Origin of the sequence: Dyadobacter sp. (assembly GCF_051859145.1) — a bacterium.
Taxonomy (GTDB): Bacteria; Bacteroidota; Bacteroidia; order Cytophagales; family Spirosomataceae; genus Dyadobacter.
The window spans coordinates 23,095-49,371 of the sequence record NZ_JBHYGF010000223.1 but is presented as its reverse complement, the minus strand read 5'-3'; the positions used below and the strand labels follow the sequence as shown (position 1 = coordinate 49,371).

The window sequence follows — 26,277 nt, the reverse complement described above, 5'->3', positions numbered from 1 at the left end:
CCTTATCGGTAAAAAGGTCTTTCCCTTCTATATTTCCTATAAAATTGATGCGCTTGTTTTGTTGGAGGAGGGGGTAAGTTGCCTGTGCAGTGAGCGAACCTTTTTGTTCTTCTTCACCTATATTCATCAATGCAACCCTCGGACGTTCAATCTGGAAAGTATATTGTGCAAATAAAGAGCCGATTTCGCCGAACTGCGCGAGTACCTCGGGCTTGCAGTCTGCATTGGCACCGATATCAAGCATAATAGAATGGGCACCACTTACTTGCGGTACAAACCCGGCAATAGCAGGTCTTAAAATTCCTTCGATGGACTTAATGCTAAAGAGGGCGCCAACGTGCATAGCTCCCGTATTCCCTGCACTGCAGAAAATGTCAACTTCTTTTTCCTTCAGAAGCTTGAATCCAACTCCGATGCTGGAATTGGGTTTTTGAGAAAGGGCTTTAGTAGGATGCTCGCCCATTTCAATCACATCTTCTGCGTGAACAACGTCAACATTAGAAGGGGTGAAATTGTGTTGATTGAATATCTCCCAAATCACATTTTCACGTCCGATTAAAACGATTCGCGCCTCGGATGGTAGCTCAGAAGAGGCTTGGATGACCCCTTCAACAATTGCATGTGGAGCCAAATCTCCCCCCATAGCATCTACCGCAATTTTCATTTACACGCTGTTATTTTAGACAAATAAGTTAGAACTCGAAGGTGTAAATTTAGCAGATGTGCCGTAGTAAAAAAGAATTTCGCAACAACTTTTATGGGGCTGCTGCGAAATTGATATGTTCTCCGACTGATACTAAACTGTTTTAGTATAGTTTTCAACTACTACTTTTCCTCTGTAAACAAGGTTGCCTTCGTGAACGTGGGCGCGGTGTAGTTGGTGGATTTCTCCTGTTGATGAATCTGTGCCAAGCTGCTTTCCGGTAAGGAAGTCATGCGCTCTGCGTGTATCGCGACGTGTAGTGGAATGTCTCCGCTTAGGATGTGCCATGATGCTTTATTTCTAATTGTTTTTGTTTTCTTTTAAAACTCCGTCGGCTAATGCCGGCTCTCTGCTCTTCCCGTCGGCTAAAGCCAGCGGTCATTGACTATCTATATCAGTTGGCTTCAGCCAACGGTCTCTGCTCTCTTTCCGTCGGCTGAGGCCGGCGGTCATTGATTGCAATCCATTTACGTCCGGCTTCAGCCCACGGAGAACGAGGCGTCGAAACCATTATTCGCCTTTTAGCTTTTTCAATGCTTCCCAGCGGGGATCTACCGGCTCTTCTTCTTCTGGTTGCTCATCGGTGCTTTCGGCAGATGAGTATACTAATATTGCTTCTTCCTCATCATCTTCCAGATTCAGATCGTCATCTTCAGTCCGCAGACTCGGATGAATTTTCTTAGTCGGAAGAGACAATGCTATAAAATCAAATATATAGCGGGCAACATTGATCCTGTTGGTATTTCTGCTGATGATCTCGATCTCTTCTGTGAGCTCTTCATTATGGTCGCCGAACTTTAAAATGATGCGTTCGTCGGAATGAATAGGTTCTTCAAATGTTTCGAGACTTCTGTCACAGGTCAATGTAACTGCGCCCTCTGTGTGAAACTGAAGCTGGATCATAGTAGCCGATTTATTCAAAACAACGTGTGTTTTGAAGTGCCCCTGCTCAATCAGATCCTGTTCCAGTTCTTCAAAGAAAGCGTCTCCGGACTCCATATCATACACATACTGTTTGTCTTCCAAACCGTAAATGTCTATGTTGTATTTACTTAGCTCTTTCACTTTCTCGCTCAAAAAGGAGTGCAAAGGTAATGTGTTTGATATTAATAAAAAAGATGTGACGGAATTTTGTCAAATCTTCCTTGCAGGATTTCCAAAGTAGGTTGCACCGGCGGGCACGTTTTCCACTACTACTGAACCTGCGCCTATTCTCGCGTTCTTGCCAACCTCAATGCCAGCTACTATCACTGCTCCTGAACCGATGAATGCGCCGTCGCCCAGGAGTACCCGGTCATTGATGATAGCTCCAGTACCAATTGTAACAAAATCGCCGACCCGAACTGAGGTATCCAGCAATGCGCCTGTCTGAACCAGGCAGTGATGCCCCACAACCGCTTTTGCCCCGATAGTGACCTTTGCTCCGATCAGATTCCCGTGACCGATCGCTGACATTCCGGAGATTACAGCTGTGTCGTGAACTGCATTCACGGGCATTACCTTGTACTCTTCGTTTAATGTTTTTACAAGTCTTTCTCGTACTACTCTATCTCCAATAGCCACGAAAGCTTCACATTTGGATCCAAGAATGCTCAGATAACCAGTATCATCTGTAGAACCGATTACGTTGACATCGCCAAATTCCTTCCCATGAAGTTCTGTGGTATCATCGAGCAGTCCGTAAACGAGTACATTATTTCTTTTAAAAATATCCAGCGCCTGTACACCCAGGTCGCCTGCACCAAATATTAAAACAGGATTTTCCATAATTGTGGTTTGTATAAAAGAAAAAAGTCTCCATGTGCGCGAAGAGTTCAAATGAAGACAAAAAATCAAGCCACTTCTGCGGCTTCTATATTAAAGTAAAGTAATGCGAAAAACCAGCGGGCTGCCGTAAGGAGACAAATTTGTAATAGCAGCAGCAGGGCCGGCAGTGTTATCTACCTGATTGTAATAGTTCAGGTTATATAATAATGTAAAGTGAACTGCCTTGGCAATCCGGCCACCCGTTGGTACGGAGTAGGCGGCGCCCAGCATAGGAGAAACGATCCACTGCCGTTTTTGGTAATTCCCTACCACATTCAACGGTTCCAGCTCTGCGATCAGGTTGATGGGCTTGATTACATTGTACATCAAAAAACCCTTTCCACCATAATAACTATAAGAATCGTAATAGCGCTGCTTGAAGAACATATAAGTCACGCCGACACCTCCCACCAGCTTTTCCGTCAGTTCGTAACCAACCATCGGCGAAAGGTTGATATTCGTGAATGTACCTAGGCTTAATCCGAAGCCGCCTCCCGCGCGCAGCCTGTCCTTGAACGGAAGCTGTTTGAAGTCAACTTCTTTTCTCTTTTCCGCAAGCCGGCTTGTGTCAGCAGGCGTATAATCCTTTCGTTGATTAGGGGTTTCTTTTCTCAGTGAATCCGGACGATAGTATTCGTCATTTTGGGCGTATAAGTTGACGCTGGTCAGGATAAATAACAGAAGTGTGCAGCTCAGGAGGATTTTGCTTTTCATCTTAAAATCATTTATTTTATCGTATTGTTAACTGGTAACGACCCAGTCTTTGTTTTTGGTTTATCAGCTATTCCCGCCGAGTCCCCTCTTAATATTACTGTAACCTTTATGCATTACCATATTTCCGTAGCAGAGCCCCAGTCACACCTTATTGTTATTACCTACACTATCCCGGAAATCGACAGTGATGTTATTGAGATACAGCTACCTGCGTGGCGGCCCGGCAGATATGAGCTTCAAAATTTTGCCAAAAATATTCAATTTATCGAAGCGATTTCTGCAAGCGGTGATAAACTGCCTATTCATAAAGTAACCAAAGACCGTTGGCGGGTTGGAACAGCTGGCCAGAAAGAAGCAAGAGTACGTTATTCCTATTATGCAGCAATTCAGAATGCAGGTACCAGTTATGTAGACGAAGAGCTTTGGTATCTCAATTTAATCAACTTTTGCATGTATACCGAAGGCCGGATTTCCGAGCCTCATGAAGTATATCTTGATCTCCCGCAAGGATATATGATCGCATGTGGGTTGCCTTCCGCCGGACATAATACCCTGGTAGCCCGCGACTTTTATCAGCTGGTAGACAGCCCGCTGCTCGCTTCCGAAACTTTGCAGAAATGTGAGTACTACGTGCGCGGCGTACAATTCAAAATATGGATGCATGGAAATTTGAAACCTAACTGGAAGCGCATTGAGCGGGATTTCAGACGGTTTTCACGCGAGCAGATTGCGACAATGGGGGAGTTTCCCGAAGAGGACTACCATTTTCTCAACCTGATTCTTCCGACGGCATTCTACCACGGAGTAGAGCACCAGAACTCGACAATGATCGTACTTGGTCCGGACGATGAAGGTGAGGGTTTGTATTCTGATTTGCTGGGCGTAAGTTCCCACGAGCTCTTTCACGCCTGGAATATCATCCGCATCCGGCCGAAAGAGTTGTTACCTTATGATTTTACCAAAGAAAATTACTTTCAAACCTGCTTTGTAGCCGAAGGGTGCACAACCTACTATGGTGATCTTTTCCTGAAACGCGCCGGTGTTTTCACCGACGAGAATTACGTTAAAGAGTTGCAGGTATATATGAAAAGGCACTTCGAGAACAGCGCAAATGCATCTCAGTCGCTGGCTGAATCTTCCTTTGACCTTTGGCTCGACGGCTACGAAAAAGGAATACCTAACCGGAAGGTTTCCGTTTACCACAAAGGTGCATTGGTTGCACTGATCCTCGACTTATATATACGTAAGAAAACAAACCACGCGCATTCACTCGATGATGTAATGCGGTTGCTGTGGGTACGTTTCGGGAAACCCTTCATTGGTTATACGGTTGAAGATTATATCAGCATTGTGGAAGAAGTTGCCGGCGAAACATTGGAGTGGTACTGGAAAGAATGCATTTTCACCAACGAGCCGCTTGAAAGCCGCCTCAATGAGGCACTTTCCTTTGTGGGATTACAAATGTCGGTTTTCAGTAACGGAAACATTCAGCTGAATGTAATGGACGATTTCCGCGGCAAGTTGCAACGAGACAAGTGGCTGGCGACAGCGCAGGTTTTAACGGTGCAGGAGGAGGAGGAGTGAATTTTTGGCCGTCGGCTTTTGGCAATTGGCTGTCGGCTTGTTTGTTTCCAGTGAAAGCGAAATCGCAATAAATAAAAAGGCCGAAAACTGATAGCCGAGAGCCGAAGTTCACTTCAAAATTTCCTCCAAGCTCTTCCGCAAACCAGGGTACTGGTATTTAAAATCAGTCTCCTCTTTGATCCTTTTAGCGATTAAATAGCTGCTTCCCAGAACTACGTTCGCCATTTCACCAAAAGCGAGGCGCAATGCAAATGCAGGTACGTGAGGTGCCCATTGTGGCTTGTTAAGCACTTTGCATATCTCTTTTGTAAATTCTTCATTGGTAACTGCATCTGTAATTGCATTGTAAGCTCCCTGCCAGTTGTCATTTTCGAGCGATTCGATGTACATATTACAAAGATCGTCGACGTGGATCCAGCTGATCCATTGTTTCCCGGAGCCAAGGGGTGCGCCAAAGCCGAATCTTGCAGGTGCAGCAATTTGTTTCAATGCGCCGCCTTCATTACTTAACACAATACCGGTACGCAGTTTCAGAGTTCTTACTCCGAGTTCAGTTATCTTATCTGCTGCTTTTTCCCATTCAATGGTAACGTGAGATAAGAAATCATTTCCAGGCGGGAAGTCTTCGGTATTTTTTACATCCCCGCTGTCTTCGCTGCCCGAAGCGGATGCAAATGCAGCCGGGCGAATGTTTTTTTCTTTCAATTTTTGGGCAATCAGTTGAATGGTATCAACCCTGCTGGAAATAATGGATTTCTTCTGCTCCTCGGTCCAGCGTTTTTCGGCAACCCCCGTGCCTGCGAGGTGGATCAGGAAATGCGTATTTTCCAGTGCGCCTTCTTCAATGTAGTTTTTTGCAATATCCCATTGAAATACCTTCACAGATGGAATTGTCTTCTTGCCGCGGCTGAGGTAGGCAACTTCATAGCCTTTCGCAAGCAGAAGCTGTGTTAACCGTCTTCCGATCAGGCCGGAGCCGCCTGTGATCAATACTTTTTTTCCCATAATCAGGATATGTAAAAATCTATACCGGCTGGCTGTCCGGAGTAGCTAGTCCGTCTTTTGGTGCTTCCTGCTCAATTGCTTTCGTTACGCGGTCTACCATTTCTTCGACTGATTCGTCAGGTAAAAAGTGCATTGGTGCTTTGAAATGGACAGTGAGGCGCGTATTACGCTTTTTAAAACGCAGCCCTTTTTTATCAAAAGCGCGTCGAAAACCATTGATCACGACGGGTACCACGATCGGCTGATGTTCTTTGATAAGGTGCGCGGTACCCTTGCGTACAGGGGCATACGGTTTGGTGGTACCCTGTGGAAAACTGACTACCCACCCGTGGCTCAAACCCATTCCAATGCGATCCTGTGCCGAGTTGTCGAGCTGCCTTTGTACATTCTCCCCATTTGCCCGCCACGATCTTTCAATGGTAATCGCGCCGCCCATGCTGAACAATTTGGGTAAAATCCCTTCTTTCATTGTTTCCGAAGCTGCTACATAATAGCATCTTGCACGGGGAGAGAAGAGATAGAAGGGTGGCCGGATCGTATCCTTGTAGCCCCATTTGACAGCACAAAAAATATGAAAGAATGCAATTACATCGGCGAAATAGGTCTGGTGGTTTGACAGGAAAAGCACACCGTGATCGGGCAGGTCGAGCAACTGATCACCTCCGATAATATCTATTTTATTGACAGCTGTATATCGATAGTAAGTAAACCAGCCCAGAATAAATATCAGCAATCTTTTGAAAATAAGATAGTTGCCGAAAGGATCTTTTTCGAAAATTCCAAAAAAGTCAAACCTGACAAGCCAGCGCGGCAGGAGACTGAATGTTGTCTTTTTCAAATTCATAGTGTCAGGGAAATGTACTTCAAAGGCGACTGGCTTTTTGGAATGATTGATCAACAACTATTGTACCATCGGGGTGTAATTTAGGGAATTGGCGGAGTTAATGGGAAATATATTTATTGACAAACGCGTCGGTTTGGCAAGCTCAAATAATTGGCATGATTCTTTCAGATCTTTAAAGATACAGAGTATTGTACCAGCCCCTTTAATAACATCATCTTTCGAGTTTGTATGAAAATGAAATTTCAATTTCACATTCTGCTTGGTCTTGCAGCAGCGGGCCTGTTTACCGGATGTTCTAAGAATCCTGTTACGGGAAAAAAGGAAATCATATTCATGTCCAAAGAAAAGGAGATCGCGCTTGGCGCTGAATCACACCCTTCTATTGTGGCTACAATGGGTATTTACGACGATAAGAACCTGCAATCCTTTATTAATGAGAAAGGAAAAGCAATGGCTAATATCTCTCACAGACCGGATTTACCCTATCAATTCTTCATTGTTGACTCGCCGGTTGTAAACGCATTTGCTGTGCCTGGCGGTTACGTATACTTCACAAGGGGTATCATGGCGCATTTTAATAATGAAGCAGAATTTGCAGGTGTGCTAGGTCACGAAATCGGTCACATTACTGCACGCCACTCGGCGCGGCAGCAAACATCCCAGATCTTCGGACAGGTAGGTTTGCTGGCAGGTATGGTGCTGTCGGAAACGGTTCGCGGGCTGGCGGAGCAGACGCAGCAGGCTCTGGGTTTGCTGCTGTTAAGTTACAGCCGTGAGCACGAAACGGAGTCGGATAAAATTGGCGTGGAGTATTCGAGTAAAATTGGATATGATGCGAAGGAAATGGCCGACTTCTTTGGGACTTTGAAAAAAATCAGTGAAAAAGCAGGACAAACGATCCCAACATTCCAATCAACCCACCCGGATCCGGGCGACAGGAGGAATAAGGTAGACAAGCTGGCCAAGCAGTATCAGGCAGAGCACCCGGGCAAATATAATGTCAACCGAGATGCTTACCTCCGGAAAATTGAAGGGATTATATATGGTACCGATCCGAAACAGGGTTTTGTGGAAAATAACCAGTTCTACCATCCAGAGCTGAAGTTCCAGTTCCCGGTACCGAGCGGCTGGCAGTATGAAAACTCGCCTGCTCAGTTTCAAATGGCCGCAAAGGATGGCAAGTCGATGATGCTTTTTGCAATGGCAGAAGGTAAGTCACTCGAAGAAGCAGCTCAGAATGTGGTAAAAAATTACAGTCTGCAGGTTTCTGAAAATAGTAAAACAACAATCAATGGAAATCCGGCGATCGTGATGATTTCGCAACAGGTAGCACAGTCACAAACAGGACAGGCGCAAGCGGCAGCCAATGCGATCCAGGTGGCGAGCTGGCTGATTCAGTATGGTGGAAATATTTACGTGATCCACGGTGTAGCCGCTCCGGCCAACTTTTCTGGTAGCATAAACACTTTCAAAAATGTGGCGCAAGGTTTCAAATCGGTGACAGATCAGAATATTCTGAACCGTCAGCCCGAGCGTATCCGAATCAAAACGGTACAGCGCGACGGATCTTTGAAAGACGCATTAAAAGACAACAATCAGCCCGACAACAAAATGGACGAACTGGCCATCATCAACGGAATGGGCCTGTCGGATAAAGTCACCAAAGGAATGTTAATCAAAACCCTAGGAAGGTAGGACGCAAAATGCCGTCAGGCATGCAACATCGGTAGAAAGGTTAGGTCAGTGCGTTCGTAATGCCGTCAGGCATACAACATCGGTAGAAGCATATAGCAGAGGAATAATGCCATCAGGCATGCAATATTGGTGCAAAATCCACGTGAATTTGCACCAATGTTTTTTTGGAGGATCTGCATTGTTGTTTCATCCCTACGGGATTTTATGTTCCGGTTGATCGTACATTTTCTACCGATGTTTCGCCGCTCTGCGGCTTTGCGATTTCGCTTGTTTGGTGTTGTTTCATCCCTACGGGATTGACGTTTTGATTGATCGTACATTTTCTACCGATGTATTGCCGCTCTGCGGCTTTTGCGATATCGCTTGTTTGGTGTTGTTTCATCCCTACGTGATTTGATGGTGTCGGTTGATCGTGCATTTTCTACGGATGTTTGGCCGCTCTGCGGCTTTTTTTGTTTGGGTGCTGCTATCCTTTTTGCTTGCGATACTTCCCTGAGCCACTCACCATTATATATTACCATTTACAAAACTTTTCTGCTTAACATTTGGTTGATATATCAACACAATTTACATTTGCACCATCATGAACAGTACACTTAATAAATTTTCCTGTTTGAAAGATGATATGAAGAACTCTCTGCAGTTCAAGCTTGGGCTTGTGACGAAGAGTGTTTTTAAGAAAATGAACGCTGAGCTGGTTCAGGAAGGTATTCCGGTTTTGGCTGAGCAGCTGCCGATTTTGATGGTTGTATATTTCCAGGAACACACGATGACGCAGCAGGATATTGCCAATGTGCTGCAAAAGGATAAAGCGGGTATTCAGCGTTCCGTACAGACGCTGCATAAAGACGGATTCCTGAAAATTGAAAGCGATATAGAGGACAAAAGAAAGAATATGGTTTCGCTTACCCCAAGTGGAAAATTTGTTTGCGAGCGTATTCAGGCTTTGGTAATTGCATTTGACAACCAGGTAATGGAGCATTTTACCGAAGAAGAACGCAAAACATTCATCGGCTTTCTGGACAGGGTAGCAGCAGTGATTGAGAAATAAAAAATTTTATATAAATAGTTGATATGTCACCAGTAGAGGTGTCAACTAAATAGAGGTTAGCCACAAGTAATAAAACAAGAACAGATGAAACGAGCATGGATTATTGCAATCCTCACAATAGCAGCAACTTCGGGAAGTACCTGGGCGCAAACCCAGCTGAGCCTGAAAGATTGCATTGCCTATGGGATAAAGAATAACGGAAATGTGAAAATTGCGCAGTATCAGGAAAACATCGCTGTGCAGCAGGGGAGGGAAGCGCTGGCAGGTTACCTGCCCCAGGTAGCCGGTAGCGGCGCACTTGATGATAACATCAAGCTGCAATCAACAGTACTGCCAGGTGCATTGTTTGGCGGGGAAGATCGCCGCGTTGCATTGGGTACCAAGTACTCGACGAACGTTTCGGCACAAGCGGATCAGGTGATTTTTGACCGCCAGCTGCTCGTTGGTTTAAAAGCCAATAAGCCAAACATAGAGAATGCGGAACTGAATTCCCGCAAAACCAAGGAGAACATCATTTACAATGTGACGAATGCGTATTACCAGGTATTCATCACGCAGGCACAAATTGATCTGTTGAGGGACAATCTTGAAAAAACGCAGCAGATACTCGGGACTTTACAGTTGCAGCTGGATAATGGCGTAATCAAAAAGGTGGATTATGATCGTACCCAGGTAAGTTTGAATAACATCAAATCACAGCTTACACTGGCGGAAAGCAACCTGATTTTATCTCAGAACCAGCTGAAATTCCAAATGGGAATGCCGCTGGGCGAACAATTGGTAATAGCCGATAATCCATTAAACCAGCCTTTCAAGTTAGTTGAGCCCGACAAGCTGGATGTAGCTAACCTGACCGACTTCAAAATACAGAACATCAATATGGAGTTGCAGGCAATTGAAAAGGAGCGGATCAAAGCCGGTTATCTTCCCAAGCTTTCTGTTTATGGAAGATATGGAATTCAGTCGCTTGGTCAGAACCTGGGAGAATCCTGGGGTAACTGGTTTAGTTTCGGTGCAATTGGCGTTAAGCTTTCGATCCCGATTTTTGATAGTTTTAGAAGAGACGCGCAGTACAAGCAAGCTGATCTGAATCTTTTGACCCAAAATGAACAGCTGAAACTGAATGTCCAGAATTACGAGCTACAAAATCACAATGCAACCACCCAGCTTCAAAAAGCAAAGCTGAACCTTACAAATGACGAAAGCAATGTGACGCTGGCCAAGGAAGTGTACGACGTTACAACACTTCAATATAAAGAAGGTACCGTAACACTTTCGGACCTGCTGAATGCCGAAACTTCCTATAAAGAAGCCCAAAGCAACTACATCAACTCAATGCTGAGCTACTACCAGGCCAAACTCGGACTCGAACAATCGCAGGGTAGCCTAAATGACTTTTATACAGCATTACCGTAAAAGGTCATGGATAGTCGCTGGTCGACATTTCGACCGCCCGGCCGCCCGATCCGCTCAATGTGACAATTTGAATCATTCACTCATTCACTCATTCAATCATTCAATCATTCAAAATTGAACTTCCATGAAAAGGAAAATCGGACTCCTAATCGGGTTCCGGTTGGTAGCGAACAAGTCCAAAATGGACGCGAAGAAAGTAATGCCGGATAACAAGAATGTAACCATTCCGGTAACTGCAGTGGCGGTTAAAGAAGGCAGCACAAGTCAGGACCTGGTGCGTACAGGTAGCCTGATCCCATTCAAAGAAGCTGAGATCATGGCGACTTCGGCAGGTAAAGTTTTATCGGTTAAATACGACCTGGGTACCTACGTTTCGCAGGGTGCGACGCTGGTTAAAGTGGACAGCAAGTTGAAAGAGCTTTCCCTGGAAGCGACAGAGTTGAATATCAATAAGCTGAAAAAAGATACCGAACGCTATTCAAAGCTTCTGGCAGGAAATGCAGCAACTGAAGTTCAGGTAAACGATACCAAATACAACTACGAAAATGCATTGAACCAGGCTGAGCAGATCAAGCAGCAGATCAATGATGCTTCCATTGCAGCACCTATCAGCGGCCGCGTGATCAAAAAGAACATTGAACCGGGCGAGTTTGTAAACGTAGGTACTTCCCTGGGAACGATCCTGGATGTTTCGCGCCTGAAAGTACAGGTAATGATCTCGGAAAATGATGTGTATAAGTTGAAAGAAGGTCAGCACGTGGAAGTGAGTACCAGCATTTTTCCTGATAAAAAAATCGATGGTGTGATCTCTTACATTGCCCCGCAAGGCGATGAATCGCACAACTATCCGGTTGAAATTGTGATTAAAAACTCAAATCAGTTGCGGGCCGGAACATTTGTGACCGTAGAGTTTAAACAAAAAAGCACTCAGAATGCATTGCTGGTTCCTAGAAGTGCATTGGTGGAAAGTGTGCGTAACCCGTACGTGTACACAGTCGAAAATGGTGTCGCCAAGCAGCGTAAGATCGCAGTGGGACGTGAAGTAGGGGATAATATCGAAGTTTTGTCAGGATTGAAATCGGGCGAAACGGTGATTACAACTGGCCAGATCAACCTCAGCGAAGGTGCTGCTGTTAATGTCACTAAATAGTTTTCATCAGTAAACGAATAAGAAAATGTCAATCACCGAAGTAGCAGTAAAAAGACCGCTCTTCATCATAGTAGTATTCACGGTGTTGATACTATTTGGTGTGATCAGCTATAAACAATTGTCCTATAACTTATTACCAAAGTTTGAGGCCAATGTAGTAAGTGTAATGACAACGTACCGTGGTGCCGCTGCGGACGAAGTCGAAACCAACGTTACCAAACATATTGAAGACGCCGTATCGGCGATCGAAGGTTTGGACCAGATCAATTCAACTTCTCAGGAAGGTGTTTCTTCTGTGATTATCCAGTTGAAACAAGGTGTAAGTGTCGATCTGGCGCAACAGGAAGCGCAGCGTAAAGTGGAGCAGGTGATTTCATTACTGCCCGACGATGCCGACCGTCCTGTCATTAATAAATTTTCAACCGACGAAATCCCGGTGTTGAGAATGGGGGTTACTGCCAATCTCTCACCTTCCGCATTGTATGATCTGATTGATGAGAAGCTGAAACCACAGCTTTCGAACGTAACCGGCGTAGGTCAGGTGACAATTATCGGTGGTACCGAGCGTCAGATCCAGGTCAATATTAGTCAGGATAAATTAAAAGCGTACCGCCTGTCGATCGCACAGGTTTCCACTGCGATTAACAATGCAAATACTTCATTCCCGGCCGGTCAGGTGAAAACACAGGAAGATCAGCTTTCTATTCGTTTTGATGCGAAACTGACAACGGTTGAAAACCTGCGAAATGTAATTGTGGGCCGTAACGGTACGGGCGGACAGGTTTTCCTGAAAGATATCGCCGAAGTGTACGACGGAACGGCTGATGCAACTGCGGTAAACCACATTAACGGGAAACCTTCCGTGGCGTTGCAGATCCAGAAACAATCCGATGCGAATGCGGTGGACGTAAGTAAACTGACCCGCGAGCGTTTGACGACTTTGGAAAAACAATATGCATCTGCCGGATTGAAATTCAACATTGCATCCGACCAGTCGATTTATACATTGGCTTCCGCCGACGCGGTGGTGTTTGACCTTGGACTTGCGGTTTTGATCGTGTCCATCGTAATGTTATTGTTCCTGCATAGTGTCCGCAGCTCGATGTTTATCCTCGTGGCACTCCCTTCATCCATGATCCCGACTTTCATTTTGATGAGCCTTTTAGGTTTTTCACTCAATTTGATGACGTTAATGGCGCTTTCGCTGGTGGTAGGTATCCTGGTCGATGACTCGATTGTGGTTTTGGAAAACATCAACCGCCACATGGAAATGGGCAAAAGCCGCTGGCAGGCTGCATTGGACGGACGTGCGGAGATTGGATTTACTGCCCTCGCGATCACATTGGTGGACGTGGTAGTGTTCGTGCCGCTCGCATTGACGCAAGGTTTGATAGGTAACATTCTGAGAGAATTCTCCCTGGTGGTCGTGTTCTCGACATTGATGAGTTTGTTCGTCTCATTTACACTCACCCCGTTGCTTGCTTCGCGTTTTGGTAAAATTGAGATTTTGGATAAAAACACACTATGGGGCCGACTTAACCTTGGTTTTGAAAGGTTTTTGGATAGAATCAAAGACGAGTACGGTCGCATTCTGACCTGGGTTTTAGGTCATAAAAGGTACATTTTCATTCTTTCGCTTTTATTGATTGTAGGTTCCATTGCATTGGTTCCGGCCGGTTTTATCGGGGCCGCATTTATGCAGCAAAGTGACCGTGGCGAGCTGAATGTTTCCATTGAGCTTGCGCCGACTGCATCCGTTTACCAGACCAACCAGGTAGCCCAGAAAGTAGAAAAGCTGCTTTTGGGAAGAAAAGTGGTGACAAAAGTTTTCAACAAGGTCGGTTACAGCAGCACAGGTTTAGGAACTACTTCCAACAGTAACATTGCTGACTTGACTGTTCAGTTGGTGGATAAAGCTGAGCGTCCGATGTCTGCGGAAGATTTTGGTACTGAAATTCAAAAGGAAATTCTCCAAATCCCCGGGGTGAAAGTAACTGTTGCGCCGACTTCTATCACAGGTAATGCAAATCAGGCGCCGATTCAGGTAGCTGTAAAAGGAACCGATATGGCGGTGATCCGTAAAGTTGCCGCGCAGGTAAAACAAGTTGTAGCTTCCGTGCCGGGTACTGCCAATGTGGACTATTCTGTTGATGATCCGAAACCGGAAGTGGGCGTGTCACTGGATCGCGAGAAAATGTCGCAGCTTGGTATCAATGCCGCCGAAGTTGGCGCTGCACTGCAAACTGCATTCCGTGGGGATGACCGTTCGAAATTTAAAGAAAATGGCAAGGAATACGATATTATGGTGACGCTGGATCAGTTTAACCGTTCCAAAGCCGACGATATCCGCCAGCTAACTTTCGTTAACAGCGCGGGACGAACATTCGAACTCTCTCAATTTGCAACCGTGAAGGAAGGAATGGGCGAAAGTGTCTTGCAACGTATAGACCGCCTGGGTTCGATCAGTATCAACTCGCAGGTAATCGGTCGCCCGTCAGGCTCTATCGGTGCCGATATCCAGGCTAAAATGGCGAATGTGAAATTACCGGAAGGTGTTTTTATCGAATACCGTGGCGACCTGAAAAATCAGGCCGATGCATTTGGAAGTCTGGGTCTGGCACTTGTCTTGGGTATTGTGCTCATTTACCTGATCATGGTCGCGCTATACGAAAGTACCATTTATCCTTTCGTTGTATTGTTCTCGATTCCGGTTGCATTGGTCGGCGCATTAACTGCATTGGCATTGACGATGGAAAGCTTGACGATCTTCTCGATCGTGGGTATGATCATGTTGCTCGGTCTGGTAGCTAAAAATGCGATTTTGATCGTCGATTTTACCAATCAGCTGAAAGAAGAAGGTCACGCGTTGAAAGACGCATTGATTGAAGCAGGCAAAGAACGTCTCCGCCCGATTTTGATGACGACCATTGCGATGATCGCCGGTATGCTGCCGATCGCATTGGCTTCCGGCGACGGAGCCGAGGTGAAGAATGGGATGGCGTGGGTAATTATCGGCGGTCTGACCAGCTCATTACTGCTGACTTTGTTCCTGGTTCCGAGCGTTTACTATGTAGTAGACAGGGTTAAAGAGCGCCTTGCAAACCGGAAAAAGAAAAAGCATCAGAATGAAGAGTTGCTTCTCGAAGCGTAGACGTGGCGTCTGCAATCCGGTAACTCAGTAGCTTATTAGTAAGTACCTTCCTTTACAAACACAACGATCTCCGAAAGGAGATTTTTGTGTTTACAGGCAGTGCACATCTTCTGGAAAAAAGTAGAATTAGGTTTAAATCCATTTAAAACATACTTCCATATAAGATACCTTGCTTTCCCGGAAAATAATCCTGCTCCTCCTCGCAGTCACTAAATGCGTTTTGATTTGGACAAGCTTCTTCTTTTGTACGAGATAAATAAATGTTCAACTACAAAATCTAAAAAGATGAAACTAACAAAACTATTTCCGGTAGCGATGAGCATGGCCTGCGCCCTGATGCTAAGCAGTTGCTCAAAAGAAGACGCACAAACACCACAGCCGCTCGCTGAAAGCGTGAATGGAAACTCGGGTGCGAAGACGAATGCGGGGGAAGCCCTTCCGTATTTTGCCTCAACTGCTTGGCTGCCAGGTTTCGAAAAATACCCAGCTGATTGGTCGAAATTAGTTGGACCAAACCCTTCAATACCTGCGGGATTGTCTTCACTCACATCACTTTGGGGACTTGAATACTGGAGTGCATCAGTAGACCCAAAATGGATAAAGCCACTACAACCCGTTCCAGGCAATCCAACTGCAAATTCTGTTTTGACAGTAAAAAGCTTTGCTCATACCTCAGCTGAGACGTACGACAAATCAGGTGCATTTACTACAATTAAAAACTTGAAGGCAGGAAAAACATATACTATAACATTCTATGTGGCAACTACGACTGTTGCCGGCCTCGCAAGCAATGGAGAAACATCTGTTCCTGCATCTTCTGCTGAAATCAAAATGTTAAATGTTAGCGGTGGAAGTATGACAACGAAAATCAACTTTGCAGGATTACAAGGAACATGGGTTAAAAAGACGATTACATTCACCGCCCAAGCTGATAATGCCAAGTTCGTTTTCTCAGGTTTGACGCCATTAGGAAATGTGTATTCTTATATTCACCTTTTTGTGGATAGAAATTCTATTGTAGAATTTATTCCTTTCCAGCCAATGGTGGTACAATAGGTTCTATTCAGTCTAAGTGAAAACCGTCTCATTTCGTGAGGCGGTTTTTTCGTTTTTAAAGACTAATGTAAAGTAACCATGCAGCTATGACTAAAATGTAAGAAGGTGCAGACTCACAGTTGTCAGCGCCAAATTTACGAACTAGCTCGAACAACAATCCCGCAATAATTACAATTTACAAACTAAAATTTTCTTCTTTAAAACGCCTGATTGCCGAAGAATAACCCTGATCGCCCCTGTACTCACTTTAAAATATTCGGTGACAGTGCAGTGCTTTGTTTTGTACCTGAAAGCAAAGTGTATGTTCAACTTTTAAACTTTAACGAAATGAAATTAGTGCAAAAATTACCAATCGCATTGAGCCTTGCTTGTATGATGATTTTAGCCAGTTGCTCGAAAGAAGAAGGGCAAGTATTAACCGCTTCCGACGTAGAAGGTGAAAGCTCGCATTCTAACCTGAAGGAAAATATGCTTCCATGGATCGCACCAACGAAAGGCTATCCTGGCTATAACGTTCTCCCGAATCTCTGGGAAAGATATAGCTCTTCTTCTTCCGCCAGTGACCCAACTGCTTTTCCTGTCGGAATTTCTAATCCGATAAATTTATGGGGTAGTACCTCATCCCCATTCAAGCAACCACTCCAGGCAATTCCTAACCAACCCTGGAGTTCGTTTGTTACGCTTACAACTTCAAGTAAGACTGACCTGAAAAAAAAGTCCATTGTTGATACGCAAATTAGATTTTTGACACCTGGTAAAACCTATCAGCTTACGGTTTATGTATCGACTGCAATCCCGAAATGGAAGGGGATAGGTCCGATTCCAACCTATGCAGAACGGTGTGAATTGTGGATCGCAGGCCCATCAGTTGGTATGAAAACTTATAGTGTGAACTTCACAAATAAGACAAATGTCTGGATTAAAAAGGTGATTGTTTTCGAGGCGAAGACTCCGGAAATGACCTTCGCTGCAAGCGCATTACCTGTAAAGGAAGGAGAGCACGCATGGGCGCATGTATTCGTCGGCCAGGATGCGATTAAGCAATTAGATTAAGCCGCCATTTACCGCCTGATTAAAGTGCAATTCCGAAGTTCGGGGCTGCACTTTGTTTTAAATAGGTTAAGGCGCAGTAAATGCATGGTAAATCAAAGATGTAAGTTAGTAAAGACTACAATCCGGATATTGCCGATTCAGGTTCAGGAGCTCTGTTTGACGCAAAATAACCACCATGTTCCACGCAGTCATTTTGAATAGCTACTTGTGTAAAGAGAAGGTTTTTTTGTAGCCAGTATCAAAAACAATTGTTTAATTTAAAGCTGTAAAAAAATGAGTTTAGTACAAAAATTACCTATTGGTTTAGGGCTGGCTTGCATGATGATGCTGAGCAGCTGCTTGAAGGAAGATGTGCAAACTCCCGAGCCACAGGTTGGGGGAGTGAATGAGAGTTCGGGGCTGAGAGCAGCATATTCAATGACGGTGCCAGAATTTGCGCCAACAAGCGGCCCGACAGGTATAGCTTTGTTACCAGCTAAGTGGGAGAGAGTGAACAATTCAATTGAAGATTTGATGCTCTTTCCTGCTGGTACCTCTAGTTTGACACATTTATATGGGAAGCAATCAACACCTTGGGTGACACCGCTTCCTCCACACCCATCCGGAGCAGTTACTGGCTCAATCATAACTTTAACAGCTAAAACCGACTATTTCGGTGCTAGTTATGCGAATATCGACAGGGGCTCATATGTCTCTACTAAGCTAAAGAATTTGAAGGTTGGCAAGAAGTACGCAATTACGTTCTATGGAGCAAGTACTATTCCTAATGGACCTGGTGAAAAATCTGTTTATGCTCATCAATTACATGCAAAGATCGACTTCGGGACGTATACTTACGGAAAAGAGGTTGATCTAACAGCGAATAATTTTAACTGGGTCAAGACAATTTGGACATTTGAAGCTAAGAGTACGGAAGCGACAATCATTTTTAAAGCGACGCCATCTCAAGATAAGAAATACTCTTATGCTCATTTATTTGTAGGTAATAATGCGATTAAGCAACTAGATTAAGCCGCCATTTACCGCCTGATTAAAGTGCAGTTCCGAAGTTCGGGGCTGCACTTTGTTTTAAATAGGTTAAGGCGCAGTAAATGCATGGTAAATCAAAGATGTAAGTTAGTAAAGACTACAATCCGGATATTGCCGATTCAGGTTCAGGAGCTCTGTTTGCCGCAAAATAACCACCATGTTCCACGCAGTCATTTTGAATAGCTACTTGTGTAAAGAGAAGGTTTTTTTGTAGCCAGTATCAAAAACAATTGTTTAATTTAAAGCTGTAAAAAAATGAGTTTAGTACAAAAATTACCTATTGGTTTAGGGCTGGCTTGCATGATGATGCTGAGCAGCTGCTTGAAGGAAGATGTGCAAACTCCCGAGCCACAGGTTGGGGGAGTGAATGAGAGTTCGGGGTTACGGGGTGACGTGTCTGCTGATCCTAATGTGCCTCCGGGTGGATGGCAAGTATTGCCACAAATTCCTGCAACATCGGGATTGTTAGGGCTTGGTGTGTACGCACCAGGGTGGAGAAAAATTCATAAGGAACTTCCAGCTAGTCCGCAAGTGCTGCCCTCAGGGACATCAAATTTTAAATACTTGTGGGGTAGCTTGAATTCGCCTTGGACAAAAAAGTTGCCGTTAATTCCTGAAATACCAAGTACTGCCTCTTTCATTACACTTGCAGCGGTTCCCGATAACGAGCATTGGGCAGATGCAGCAGTTGCAGAGGCCAGACTCCGGTATTTGAAACCTGGCAAGAAGTACGTGATTAATGTGTTTGTAGCGAGCTCGATTACCAGCGAATCGGAGGCTTATCCCAGATATCTCTGGATGAAAGTATCAAAATGCATCTCCAATACTTTGGCTCAAGGTACTTGTGCAGTAGCAGGTGCAGCAGTGCTGATAAAAGAACAAGGAACCTGGGTTAAAGAAGAAATCTACTTTGATGCAACTGACACTGAGATGGCGTTAGACCTCCTTGCCTACGCGGGAAATGCGCAAGGAAAAACCGGATACTTCAATATTTATATAGACAAAAGCTCAATCAAACAGTTAAATTGAGTGCAAAATATCGATTGTTAACAAAGACGGTCTTAAAGTAGAGGCCGCCTTCTTTGTTCTATGATCTTTACTATTTAGTAAAGATTTATTCACTTCCACCTCTCTCCCAAAACTTTCATCCCATACCACCAACCACATACCCCGAACCCAACTGGCTTCCCCTTTGTCGTATCGTGCCAGTATGAGTGGAATACAATTCGGGGTTTCTGTGACATTTTATAGGCCAGCTTTACCAATGCGTCGAAGTCTGTATTGTTTGGAGCCAAAAGTCGCTGTCCGGCTAATCCAGTTAAATTCGGAATATGTTTTGCGGATAGGAAAAGAAAAGATAAATTTTACAACAAACGCAGTTTTAAAATCTATTTCCGTTGGCTTCAGCCAACGGAAAACGTCCTCCGGCTATTTCCCAAACGCCGCTTTCCCGCTATCCAAAAACGCCGCGAAATTCGCTGCATTCAAATCGTAATTCTTTGGCTTTACAAGCAGGTTGCCTTCATGATCTACAAGGCAGTAATGCGGCTGGGCGTTGTTGTTGTATTTCACAATTTGCAGGTCTGCGTTTTGTGCGCCGATTGTCTTTTTGACTTTATTGTCATATTTGGAAGTATACCAATGCGATTCTGGTAATTCTGTTTTATCGTCCACATACAAGGCCACAATTACATAATCGTCTCGAAGCCTTTGTAGCACCGCAGGATCAACCCAAACACGGGCTTCCATTTCACGGCAGTTTACACATCCGTGCCCGGTGAAATCTATGAAAACCGGCTTGTTGACTTTCTTGGCATATGCCAATGCTTCCTGATAATCGAAAAAACCGTTGAGTTCATGCGGCAAATGGAAGAGGTCGGAATATTTTCCGGCGATTTCGCTGCTGTTGCCTGCTGCGGTGGTACCCGCACTTCTTTTATTTAAATCAAAATCCAGGGAAGACTGCGGAGGCAGGTAGCCGGCCAGTGCTTTCAATGGCGCGCCCCACATTCCGGGCAACATGTAAATCACAAAAGTGAATGTAATAATGCTCAGCAACAGCCGCGGTACGCTCACCTTTTCCAGAATAGAATCGTGCGGCGTCCTGATTTTACCTAAAAGATAGAAGCCCAGCATCGCAAAAATCACGATCCAGAATGCGAGATAGATTTCTCTGTCCAGCAAACCCCAATGGTAAACCTGGTCGGCGATACTAAAAAACTTCAATGCAAGTGCCAGTTCCAGAAAGCCCAGGCAGACTTTCACCGTATTCAACCAGCCGCCTGACTTGGGAAGCGACTTTAACCACTGCGGGAATAAGGCGAATGAAGTAAATGGAATTGCAAATGCGGCCGAAAATGCCGCCATTCCGATTATCGGTTTTACTACCTCGCCTCCCGCCGAGGCAACCAGCAGGCTACCCACAATGGGACCGGTGCAGGAGAAGGAAACGAGCACCAATGTAAATGCCATAAAGAAAACACCCGCATATCCGCCCTGATCAGCCTTTTGATCCATTTTATTCACAAACCCGCTCGGCAGCACGATTTCAAATAGTCCCAGAAAAGAAAGTCCGAAAACGATGAAGATCCCGAAAAACAGCAGGTTAGGCAGCCAGTGCGTGCTTAAAAAGTTAGCAAATGCAGGTCCATTAAGGCGCGAAACAACAGTGCCTATTAATGTATAAATCAACACAATCGAGATTCCATACATAAATGCTTTCACCTTCCCCTTTTCCTGGTTGGTGAAATAGCTGACCGTCATCGGAATAATCGGGAAAACGCAGGGAGTTAGCAGCGCGACAAGCCCCGACAGGAACGCAGCCAGCGCAAATGCCCACAAAGATCCGTCTGCGGCAGTCTCTTCAGTGCTTGCAGAAGCAGCGGTAGCTTTGTTAGTCAGTGTGGAAGAGCTGCTATCAACAGTTGCAGGAGCCGGAGCGGCGGCAATATTTTCAGTAGAATCGGCCGAGGCCACATTTGTTTCAGCAGGAGTACTTTCCGGTGCGACTGTGGTCCCGGCTGCTGCGACCTTCAAGCCTTTAAACTCGAAATCCTCTCCACCCGGGATACAGAGCCCGGTTACGTGACTGCAGGTCTGGTATTCAGAAGTACCTTTTATAACAGGATTGTCAGCCAGAACCTTGATCGTTTGCTTGAAAACCGCTTTTCCTTCAAAGTATTTTACATTACCATTCCAAACCTCTTCTAACTTCGTCTTAGGATTTTGCGGTTTAAGCTTGCCGACCACTTCAAAAGTGTTGTTCTTCTCAAAAGTGAAAGTCGTGAGCATGGGCCCGAGGTCAGGATCAAAGTCGGACGAATACATGTACCAGTCTTTATCGATCGTTGCAGTGAAAACAAGATCGACTGTCTCTCCCTTTTTTACATCAGGCTTTGAAAAAGAGTAGCTCCATTGTGCTTTGGCTTTCTGGATCTGTGCAGAGGCAGCAATGGAAAGAAGAAGGAAAAAGCTTAAAAAGAGGAAAATGCTGCGTTTCATATCGTTTTGACGGACTGATATTCGGTGAAAGGACATTATCTATTGGATTAATAGAGTAAGTGCCGGGTCTTAATTGAACGTAATTTTGCCAAAAAAATTCATCAATCGAAATTCAGGTTTTCCACCGGACGTGTTTGTGCTACCTTTGCCGAAATACCGAATTGCAAAATCAGCTAGTATGTCCCAGTCACTATATATTATAAAAATCGGCGGCAACGTAATCGATAATCCCGAAGCTTGTACACGCTTTTTAAATGCATTTGCGCAGCTTGATGCTTTGAAAATTCTTGTCCACGGCGGCGGCAAGGTCGCTACGCAGGTTGCAGCCAAATTGCAGATTGAAACCGAAATGGTCGACGGGCGGAGAATAACGGACAAGCCAATGCTCGACGTGGTGACAATGGTATATGGCGGGTTGGTCAACAAAAACCTGGTGGCGCAATTACAGTCGCTCGGCTGCAATGCGATCGGACTTACCGGTGCCGACGGCGGGATTATCCGCTCTGTAAAGCGGCCCGTGAAAACAATTGATTACGGATTTGTCGGAGATATTGAATCGGTCAATGCAGGTCAGATCGCCGCGTTGCTCAACAGCAGCCTCGTTCCGCTCATCGCCCCGCTTACTTATAGTTCAGAAGGGCTGCTACTCAATACCAATGCAGATACAATGGCGTCGGCTACGGCTGTGGCATTGGGAGGGAGTTATGATGTAAACCTTATTTATTGTTTTGAGAAAAAGGGTGTACTGTCTGATCCGGACAACGAAGAGTCGGTGATTCCGCAGCTGAATCCCGGAACTTACGCTTCCTATAAAGCTTCCGGCGCGATTAACAAAGGAATGATCCCGAAACTGGACAATGCATTTGCCGCATTGAATGCAGGCGTAAAGCAGGTAACGATCTGCCACGCTGATGAACTGCTGAATGCAACACAGTCTTCCGCAGGTACCTTGATAACATTATAGACATTTTACATCTGCTCCTTTAAGGCCACTGCTTATCGATTGTATTCGTAGGCGGTGGCCTTCTTTTATTCTGCCTGGCACCAGATCAGCCATATTTAATTTCTACATTATTTATCTTTCCAATACCTAATTAATAATTTTTTTTAAGAAGATTCGGGTTAATTAAAAATTAAATATTAAAATTGTGTTAATTTTAATCCTCAACTAATACGCAATTCCAACTATGCGAAAAAATTTACTTCGGCTTTTCGTCATGTTCTTGATGGTAAGCAGCCCGGTAATCGCTCAAACGGTCACAGGGACAATTAAATCCGGAACAGATGGCACCACTTTGCCGGGCGTTTCGGTTCTTGTAAAAGGTACTACCAATGGTACCACCTCAGATGCGTCGGGAAATTTCTCCATTGCGGCAACATCTGAAAACACTTTGGTTTTCTCCTACATTGGCTACAAAACCATTGAAGCTCCGGTAGGAAGCAAAACAGTGCTTGACGTAGTTTTATCAGAAGACGCTAACCAGCTTGGTGAAGTAGTAGTAACTGCATTGGGTATCTCCAAAGAGCAACGCGCACTGGGTTACGCTACTGCTATCGTGAACAACGAGGCGCTGATCAAAACTGCGTCTCCAAACTTCGCTACAGCACTTTACGGAAAAGCACCGGGTGTGACGATCAATGCAACCCCAGGTGGTGCTACTTCGGGTGTGAGTATCAACATCCGTGGTTTCAGCTCTATCACAGGTAACACACAGCCGCTGATCGTTTTGGATGGTATTCCCATTCGTAACGGAGAAGCGCGTAACGGCGACTTCTGGGCTGACCAGCGTTTGCGCGGTAACGGTCTTCTGGATTTGAACCCAGCCGATATCGAGAACATTTCTGTATTGAAAGGTGCTTCTGCTGCTGCACTTTACGGTTCAGAAGCGGTGAACGGGGTTTTGCTGGTTACTACCAAAACAGGGAAAGGCAAAAAAGGGCTTGGTGTTGATTTCAATGCAAGCTACAATGTTGATAAGATCGCTTACCTGCCGCGTTACCAGGATGTAAGAGGTCCTGGATATCCATTGAACTACAACAATGGTGGTCAGGATGCAGCTGGTTTCATTTACTATGATGTAGATGGTGACGGTGTGAAAGAAACAAGAGGCTTGCTCGGTGCGAGTGTTAACTTCGGTCCTAAATTCGACGGACAGCCGGTAATGGCCTGGGACGGAAAGATCAGACCTTACTCTCCATCAGGAAACAGCTACGCAGATTTATTTGAAAACGCGAGCAGCTCCAACATCAACCTTTCGATCTCGAAAGCAACTGATAACGCAAACATCCGTTTCTCGTTTACCCGTCAGGATAACGGAATGATCAGCTACAAATCTAAAAACAGCAAGAACATCGCTAACCTGAATGCGAGCTTCAACCTGAACAAAAAGCTAAAAACGGATTTGATGGTTAACTACGTTAATCAATATACTTACAACAGGCCCTTCAAAGTGGATCGTATGATCAACAACTTCACGGGTATGATGAACCGTTTCGAGTCTGCTGACTGGTACAATGACAGATATCAGACAAGCCTAGGTTACAAATTCGTAACCGGTGCGGGAACACAGAGTTTGACTCCAAATGAAAACATCATTTACAATGGTTTCAAAGCAGATATCGGGGATTACGTTTGGAATACAAGAAAGAACCAATATTTCGAGTACACAGACCGTGTGATCGCAAGTATTACCCAGCACTGGGACATTCTTGAAAGTTTGAAACTGAGAGGTCGTATTGCAACTGACTGGACCAGCGAAAGAATGGAAAATCGCGAGTACAGCGCAACACCGCTTGCATTTGGTTACTCAGGTAACTTCGGAATGGACAACAACCTGTACAACAACGTATATGGTGACATTCTTTTGACTTATACCAAGAAAATCGGTGAAGATGTAACATTGTCTGCATTGGGAGGATATACAGCAAACAGAACTTTGAATACTTTTCTTCAAAGATCAACCAACGGCGGATTAAGTACTGAAAACTTCTTTGACCTTTCGGCAAGTGTGAACGTAGCAAATGGTAAGCAAACCAGAAGCAGATACCTGCGCGATGCTTACATGGGAACACTTAACTTCGACTACAAGAGCCTTCTGTTTGTTGAAGGTACGATCAGAAGAGACCGCACTTCTTCATTAGCTCCGGGTAACAACGCATTCGTTTATCCATCTGTGAATGCCAGCTTCGTATTTTCTGACGCATTCGATCTTCCAAGATTTTTCAGCTATGGTAAACTGAGAGGTTCTTTCGGTATCGTGGGTAACTATCCTGAAACCTATCGCGCTAACGTGGCTTTTGGCCAGGGTAACCTGAGCGTACAGCAAAGAGGAGGAGCATCAGTACTTTATACAAATATGAGTGCTGAACGCGGTAACGACAGAATTCGTCCCGAGCAGAAGCGTGAATTTGAATTCGGTTTGGAGACCAAATTGTTCCAGAACCGTATCGGATTGGATATTGCTTACTACAATGCACAGATCGTAGACCAGATCCTTCCGCTGAATATTGCAGCAACTACCGGAGCAAGAACCATTCTTGCTAACATCGGTACTTTGAGAAATCAGGGTGTTGAAGTTGCATTCAATGTAAGCCCTATCAGAGCTACCAACCTGAACGATTTCAACTGGGACCTTACTTTGAACCTGGCAAGAAACGTAAACAAAGTAGAAAAGCTGGCTAACAATTCAACCGAGTTGCTGCATGCTGACTATGACGGAAATGCTGCTCAGGTAAGATCAATTGTAGGTCAGCCAATGGGAGACATTTTCGCGCACGGTATCCTTAAAAACGAGCAGGGTCAGGGTATTGTTGGTCCAAACGGTCTGTATCAGCTGGACGGGGAAAACTGGATCAAAGTTGGTAATGCAATGCCAAAATTGACTGGTGGTTTGCTGAACACATTCAGCTACAAAAACTTCACAGTTGACGCGGTGATTGATTTCAGAGTAGGTGGCCACATTATGCCAACAGGTATCAACTGGATGACGTCAAGAGGTTTGACCAAAGAGAGTCTTAACTACATGGACAAAGAACACGGCGGTCTTTCTTACTACGTGGATGCAAACGGAAAAGGTGTTCAGACATCAGAATCGGCAGGTCCTGCAGGTCAGCCTGTTTACCACGATGGTATGTTGATGGATGGTGTAACTGCATCGGGCGAAACAAACACGAATGTAGTTTCGCAGGCAACTTACTACAACTCAACTTACAACTGGGGAGGTCCTCAGTACGGAAATGCACGTTACGAGCTGTATGTACAGGAAAACACGTACTTCAAAATGCGTGAGCTTTCATTGGCTTACCGTCTGCCTTCCAACATTGGAAGAAAGCTGGGTGCACAGAACATCTCACTATCTGTTTTCGGACGTAACCTTTTCTTCCTTTACAGAACTGTGAAAGACCTGGATGCAGAGCAAACCAACATCAGCACAAGATGGTATGAAAACATCAGCAATGCAGGTAGCAATCCATCTTTCCGTACAATGGGTGTAATGCTGAGAGCCAGCTTCTAATTTCT

The 26,277-nt window shown here is 44.9% G+C and carries 21 protein-coding genes; 12 read left to right on the top strand and 9 right to left on the bottom strand.

Annotation, left to right across the window (positions count from 1 at the left end; genetic code table 11):
* The 5 genes from ACTIE6_RS13925 to ACTIE6_RS13905 all read right to left on the bottom strand — a co-directional run.
* Window positions 1–664, bottom strand: a 664-nt coding sequence (locus ACTIE6_RS13925; RefSeq protein WP_439557219.1) for a phosphate acyltransferase, incomplete at its 3' end; no start/stop codon positions are given.
* A gap of 132 nt (window positions 665–796) precedes the next feature.
* Window positions 797–991 carry a 50S ribosomal protein L32 gene (rpmF, locus tag ACTIE6_RS13920; RefSeq protein ID WP_215234912.1) on the bottom strand — a complete coding sequence of 65 codons (195 nt, stop codon included), beginning with the start codon at window positions 989–991 and terminating at the stop codon, window positions 797–799.
* A 222-nt stretch (window positions 992–1,213) separates the two neighbouring features.
* Window positions 1,214–1,792, bottom strand: coding sequence for a YceD family protein (locus tag ACTIE6_RS13915; RefSeq protein WP_439557218.1), 579 nt, complete (start codon window positions 1,790–1,792; stop codon window positions 1,214–1,216).
* Between the two features lie 45 nt (window positions 1,793–1,837).
* Window positions 1,838–2,470: a NeuD/PglB/VioB family sugar acetyltransferase gene (locus ACTIE6_RS13910; protein ID WP_439557217.1), complete on the bottom strand. Its 633-nt coding sequence runs from the start codon at window positions 2,468–2,470 to the stop codon at window positions 1,838–1,840.
* A gap of 90 nt (window positions 2,471–2,560) precedes the next feature.
* Window positions 2,561–3,223: a hypothetical protein gene (locus ACTIE6_RS13905; RefSeq protein WP_439557216.1), complete on the bottom strand. Its 663-nt coding sequence runs from the start codon at window positions 3,221–3,223 to the stop codon at window positions 2,561–2,563.
* Window positions 3,224–3,331: 108 nt separating this feature from the next.
* Here ACTIE6_RS13905 and ACTIE6_RS13900 point away from each other — a divergent pair, with 108 nt between their 5' ends.
* Window positions 3,332–4,807 (top strand): M61 family metallopeptidase, encoded by a 1,476-nt coding sequence (locus tag ACTIE6_RS13900; RefSeq protein WP_439557215.1) that lies wholly within the window; start codon window positions 3,332–3,334, stop codon window positions 4,805–4,807.
* Window positions 4,808–4,915: 108 nt separating this feature from the next.
* Here the strand turns inward: ACTIE6_RS13900 and ACTIE6_RS13895 are convergent, their stop codons facing one another.
* Together ACTIE6_RS13895 and ACTIE6_RS13890 are read right to left on the bottom strand one after the other, a co-directional pair.
* Window positions 4,916–5,812: a TIGR01777 family oxidoreductase gene (locus ACTIE6_RS13895; protein ID WP_439557214.1), complete on the bottom strand. Its 897-nt coding sequence runs from the start codon at window positions 5,810–5,812 to the stop codon at window positions 4,916–4,918.
* Between the two features lie 19 nt (window positions 5,813–5,831).
* Entirely contained in the window at window positions 5,832–6,656 is an 825-nt protein-coding gene (locus ACTIE6_RS13890; RefSeq protein WP_439557213.1) for a lysophospholipid acyltransferase family protein, read from the bottom strand.
* Between the two features lie 228 nt (window positions 6,657–6,884).
* Here ACTIE6_RS13890 and ACTIE6_RS13885 point away from each other — a divergent pair, with 228 nt between their 5' ends.
* Complete coding sequence (locus tag ACTIE6_RS13885) at window positions 6,885–8,351, top strand: M48 family metalloprotease (protein WP_439557212.1); 1,467 nt, start codon at window positions 6,885–6,887, stop codon at window positions 8,349–8,351.
* A 202-nt stretch (window positions 8,352–8,553) separates the two neighbouring features.
* Here ACTIE6_RS13885 and ACTIE6_RS13880 read toward each other — a convergent pair whose 3' ends face one another.
* Window positions 8,554–8,733: a hypothetical protein gene (locus tag ACTIE6_RS13880; protein ID WP_439557211.1), complete on the bottom strand. Its 180-nt coding sequence runs from the start codon at window positions 8,731–8,733 to the stop codon at window positions 8,554–8,556.
* A gap of 243 nt (window positions 8,734–8,976) precedes the next feature.
* Between ACTIE6_RS13880 and ACTIE6_RS13875 the strand changes: the two genes are divergently transcribed.
* The 8 genes from ACTIE6_RS13875 to ACTIE6_RS13840 all read left to right on the top strand — a co-directional run bounded on the left by ACTIE6_RS13875 (window position 8,977) and on the right by ACTIE6_RS13840 (window position 19,286).
* Window positions 8,977–9,402, top strand: a complete 426-nt coding sequence (locus tag ACTIE6_RS13875) for a MarR family winged helix-turn-helix transcriptional regulator (RefSeq protein WP_439557210.1) — start codon at window positions 8,977–8,979, stop codon at window positions 9,400–9,402.
* 84 nt (window positions 9,403–9,486) lie between these two features.
* The gene (locus ACTIE6_RS13870) at window positions 9,487–10,818 is read left to right on the top strand and encodes a TolC family protein (RefSeq protein WP_439557209.1); all 1,332 of its coding nucleotides are present in this window, start codon (window positions 9,487–9,489) and stop codon (window positions 10,816–10,818) included.
* Window positions 10,819–10,942: 124 nt separating this feature from the next.
* Complete coding sequence (locus tag ACTIE6_RS13865) at window positions 10,943–11,968, top strand: efflux RND transporter periplasmic adaptor subunit (protein ID WP_439557208.1); 1,026 nt, start codon at window positions 10,943–10,945, stop codon at window positions 11,966–11,968.
* Window positions 11,969–11,993: 25 nt separating this feature from the next.
* Entirely contained in the window at window positions 11,994–15,119 is a 3,126-nt protein-coding gene (locus tag ACTIE6_RS13860; RefSeq protein ID WP_439557207.1) for an efflux RND transporter permease subunit, read from the top strand.
* 225 nt (window positions 15,120–15,344) lie between these two features.
* Window positions 15,345–16,175, top strand: coding sequence for a hypothetical protein (locus ACTIE6_RS13855; protein ID WP_439557206.1), 831 nt, complete (start codon window positions 15,345–15,347; stop codon window positions 16,173–16,175).
* 327 nt (window positions 16,176–16,502) lie between these two features.
* On the top strand, window positions 16,503–17,228 hold the full coding sequence (locus ACTIE6_RS13850; RefSeq protein ID WP_439557205.1) for a hypothetical protein: 726 nt from the start codon (window positions 16,503–16,505) through the stop codon (window positions 17,226–17,228).
* Between the two features lie 273 nt (window positions 17,229–17,501).
* Entirely contained in the window at window positions 17,502–18,239 is a 738-nt protein-coding gene (locus ACTIE6_RS13845; protein ID WP_439557204.1) for a hypothetical protein, read from the top strand.
* A 273-nt stretch (window positions 18,240–18,512) separates the two neighbouring features.
* Window positions 18,513–19,286: a hypothetical protein gene (locus ACTIE6_RS13840; RefSeq protein ID WP_439557203.1), complete on the top strand. Its 774-nt coding sequence runs from the start codon at window positions 18,513–18,515 to the stop codon at window positions 19,284–19,286.
* Window positions 19,287–19,685: 399 nt separating this feature from the next.
* Here ACTIE6_RS13840 and ACTIE6_RS13835 read toward each other — a convergent pair whose 3' ends face one another.
* Window positions 19,686–21,758, bottom strand: a complete 2,073-nt coding sequence (locus ACTIE6_RS13835; protein WP_439557202.1) for a protein-disulfide reductase DsbD family protein — start codon at window positions 21,756–21,758, stop codon at window positions 19,686–19,688.
* Window positions 21,759–21,936: 178 nt separating this feature from the next.
* Between ACTIE6_RS13835 and argB the strand changes: the two genes are divergently transcribed.
* Window positions 21,937–22,722, top strand: a complete 786-nt coding sequence (argB, locus tag ACTIE6_RS13830; protein WP_439557201.1) for an acetylglutamate kinase — start codon at window positions 21,937–21,939, stop codon at window positions 22,720–22,722.
* Window positions 22,723–22,945: 223 nt separating this feature from the next.
* Window positions 22,946–26,272, top strand: coding sequence for a SusC/RagA family TonB-linked outer membrane protein (locus ACTIE6_RS13825; protein WP_439557200.1), 3,327 nt, complete (start codon window positions 22,946–22,948; stop codon window positions 26,270–26,272).
* Window positions 26,273–26,277 lie beyond the last annotated feature (5 nt).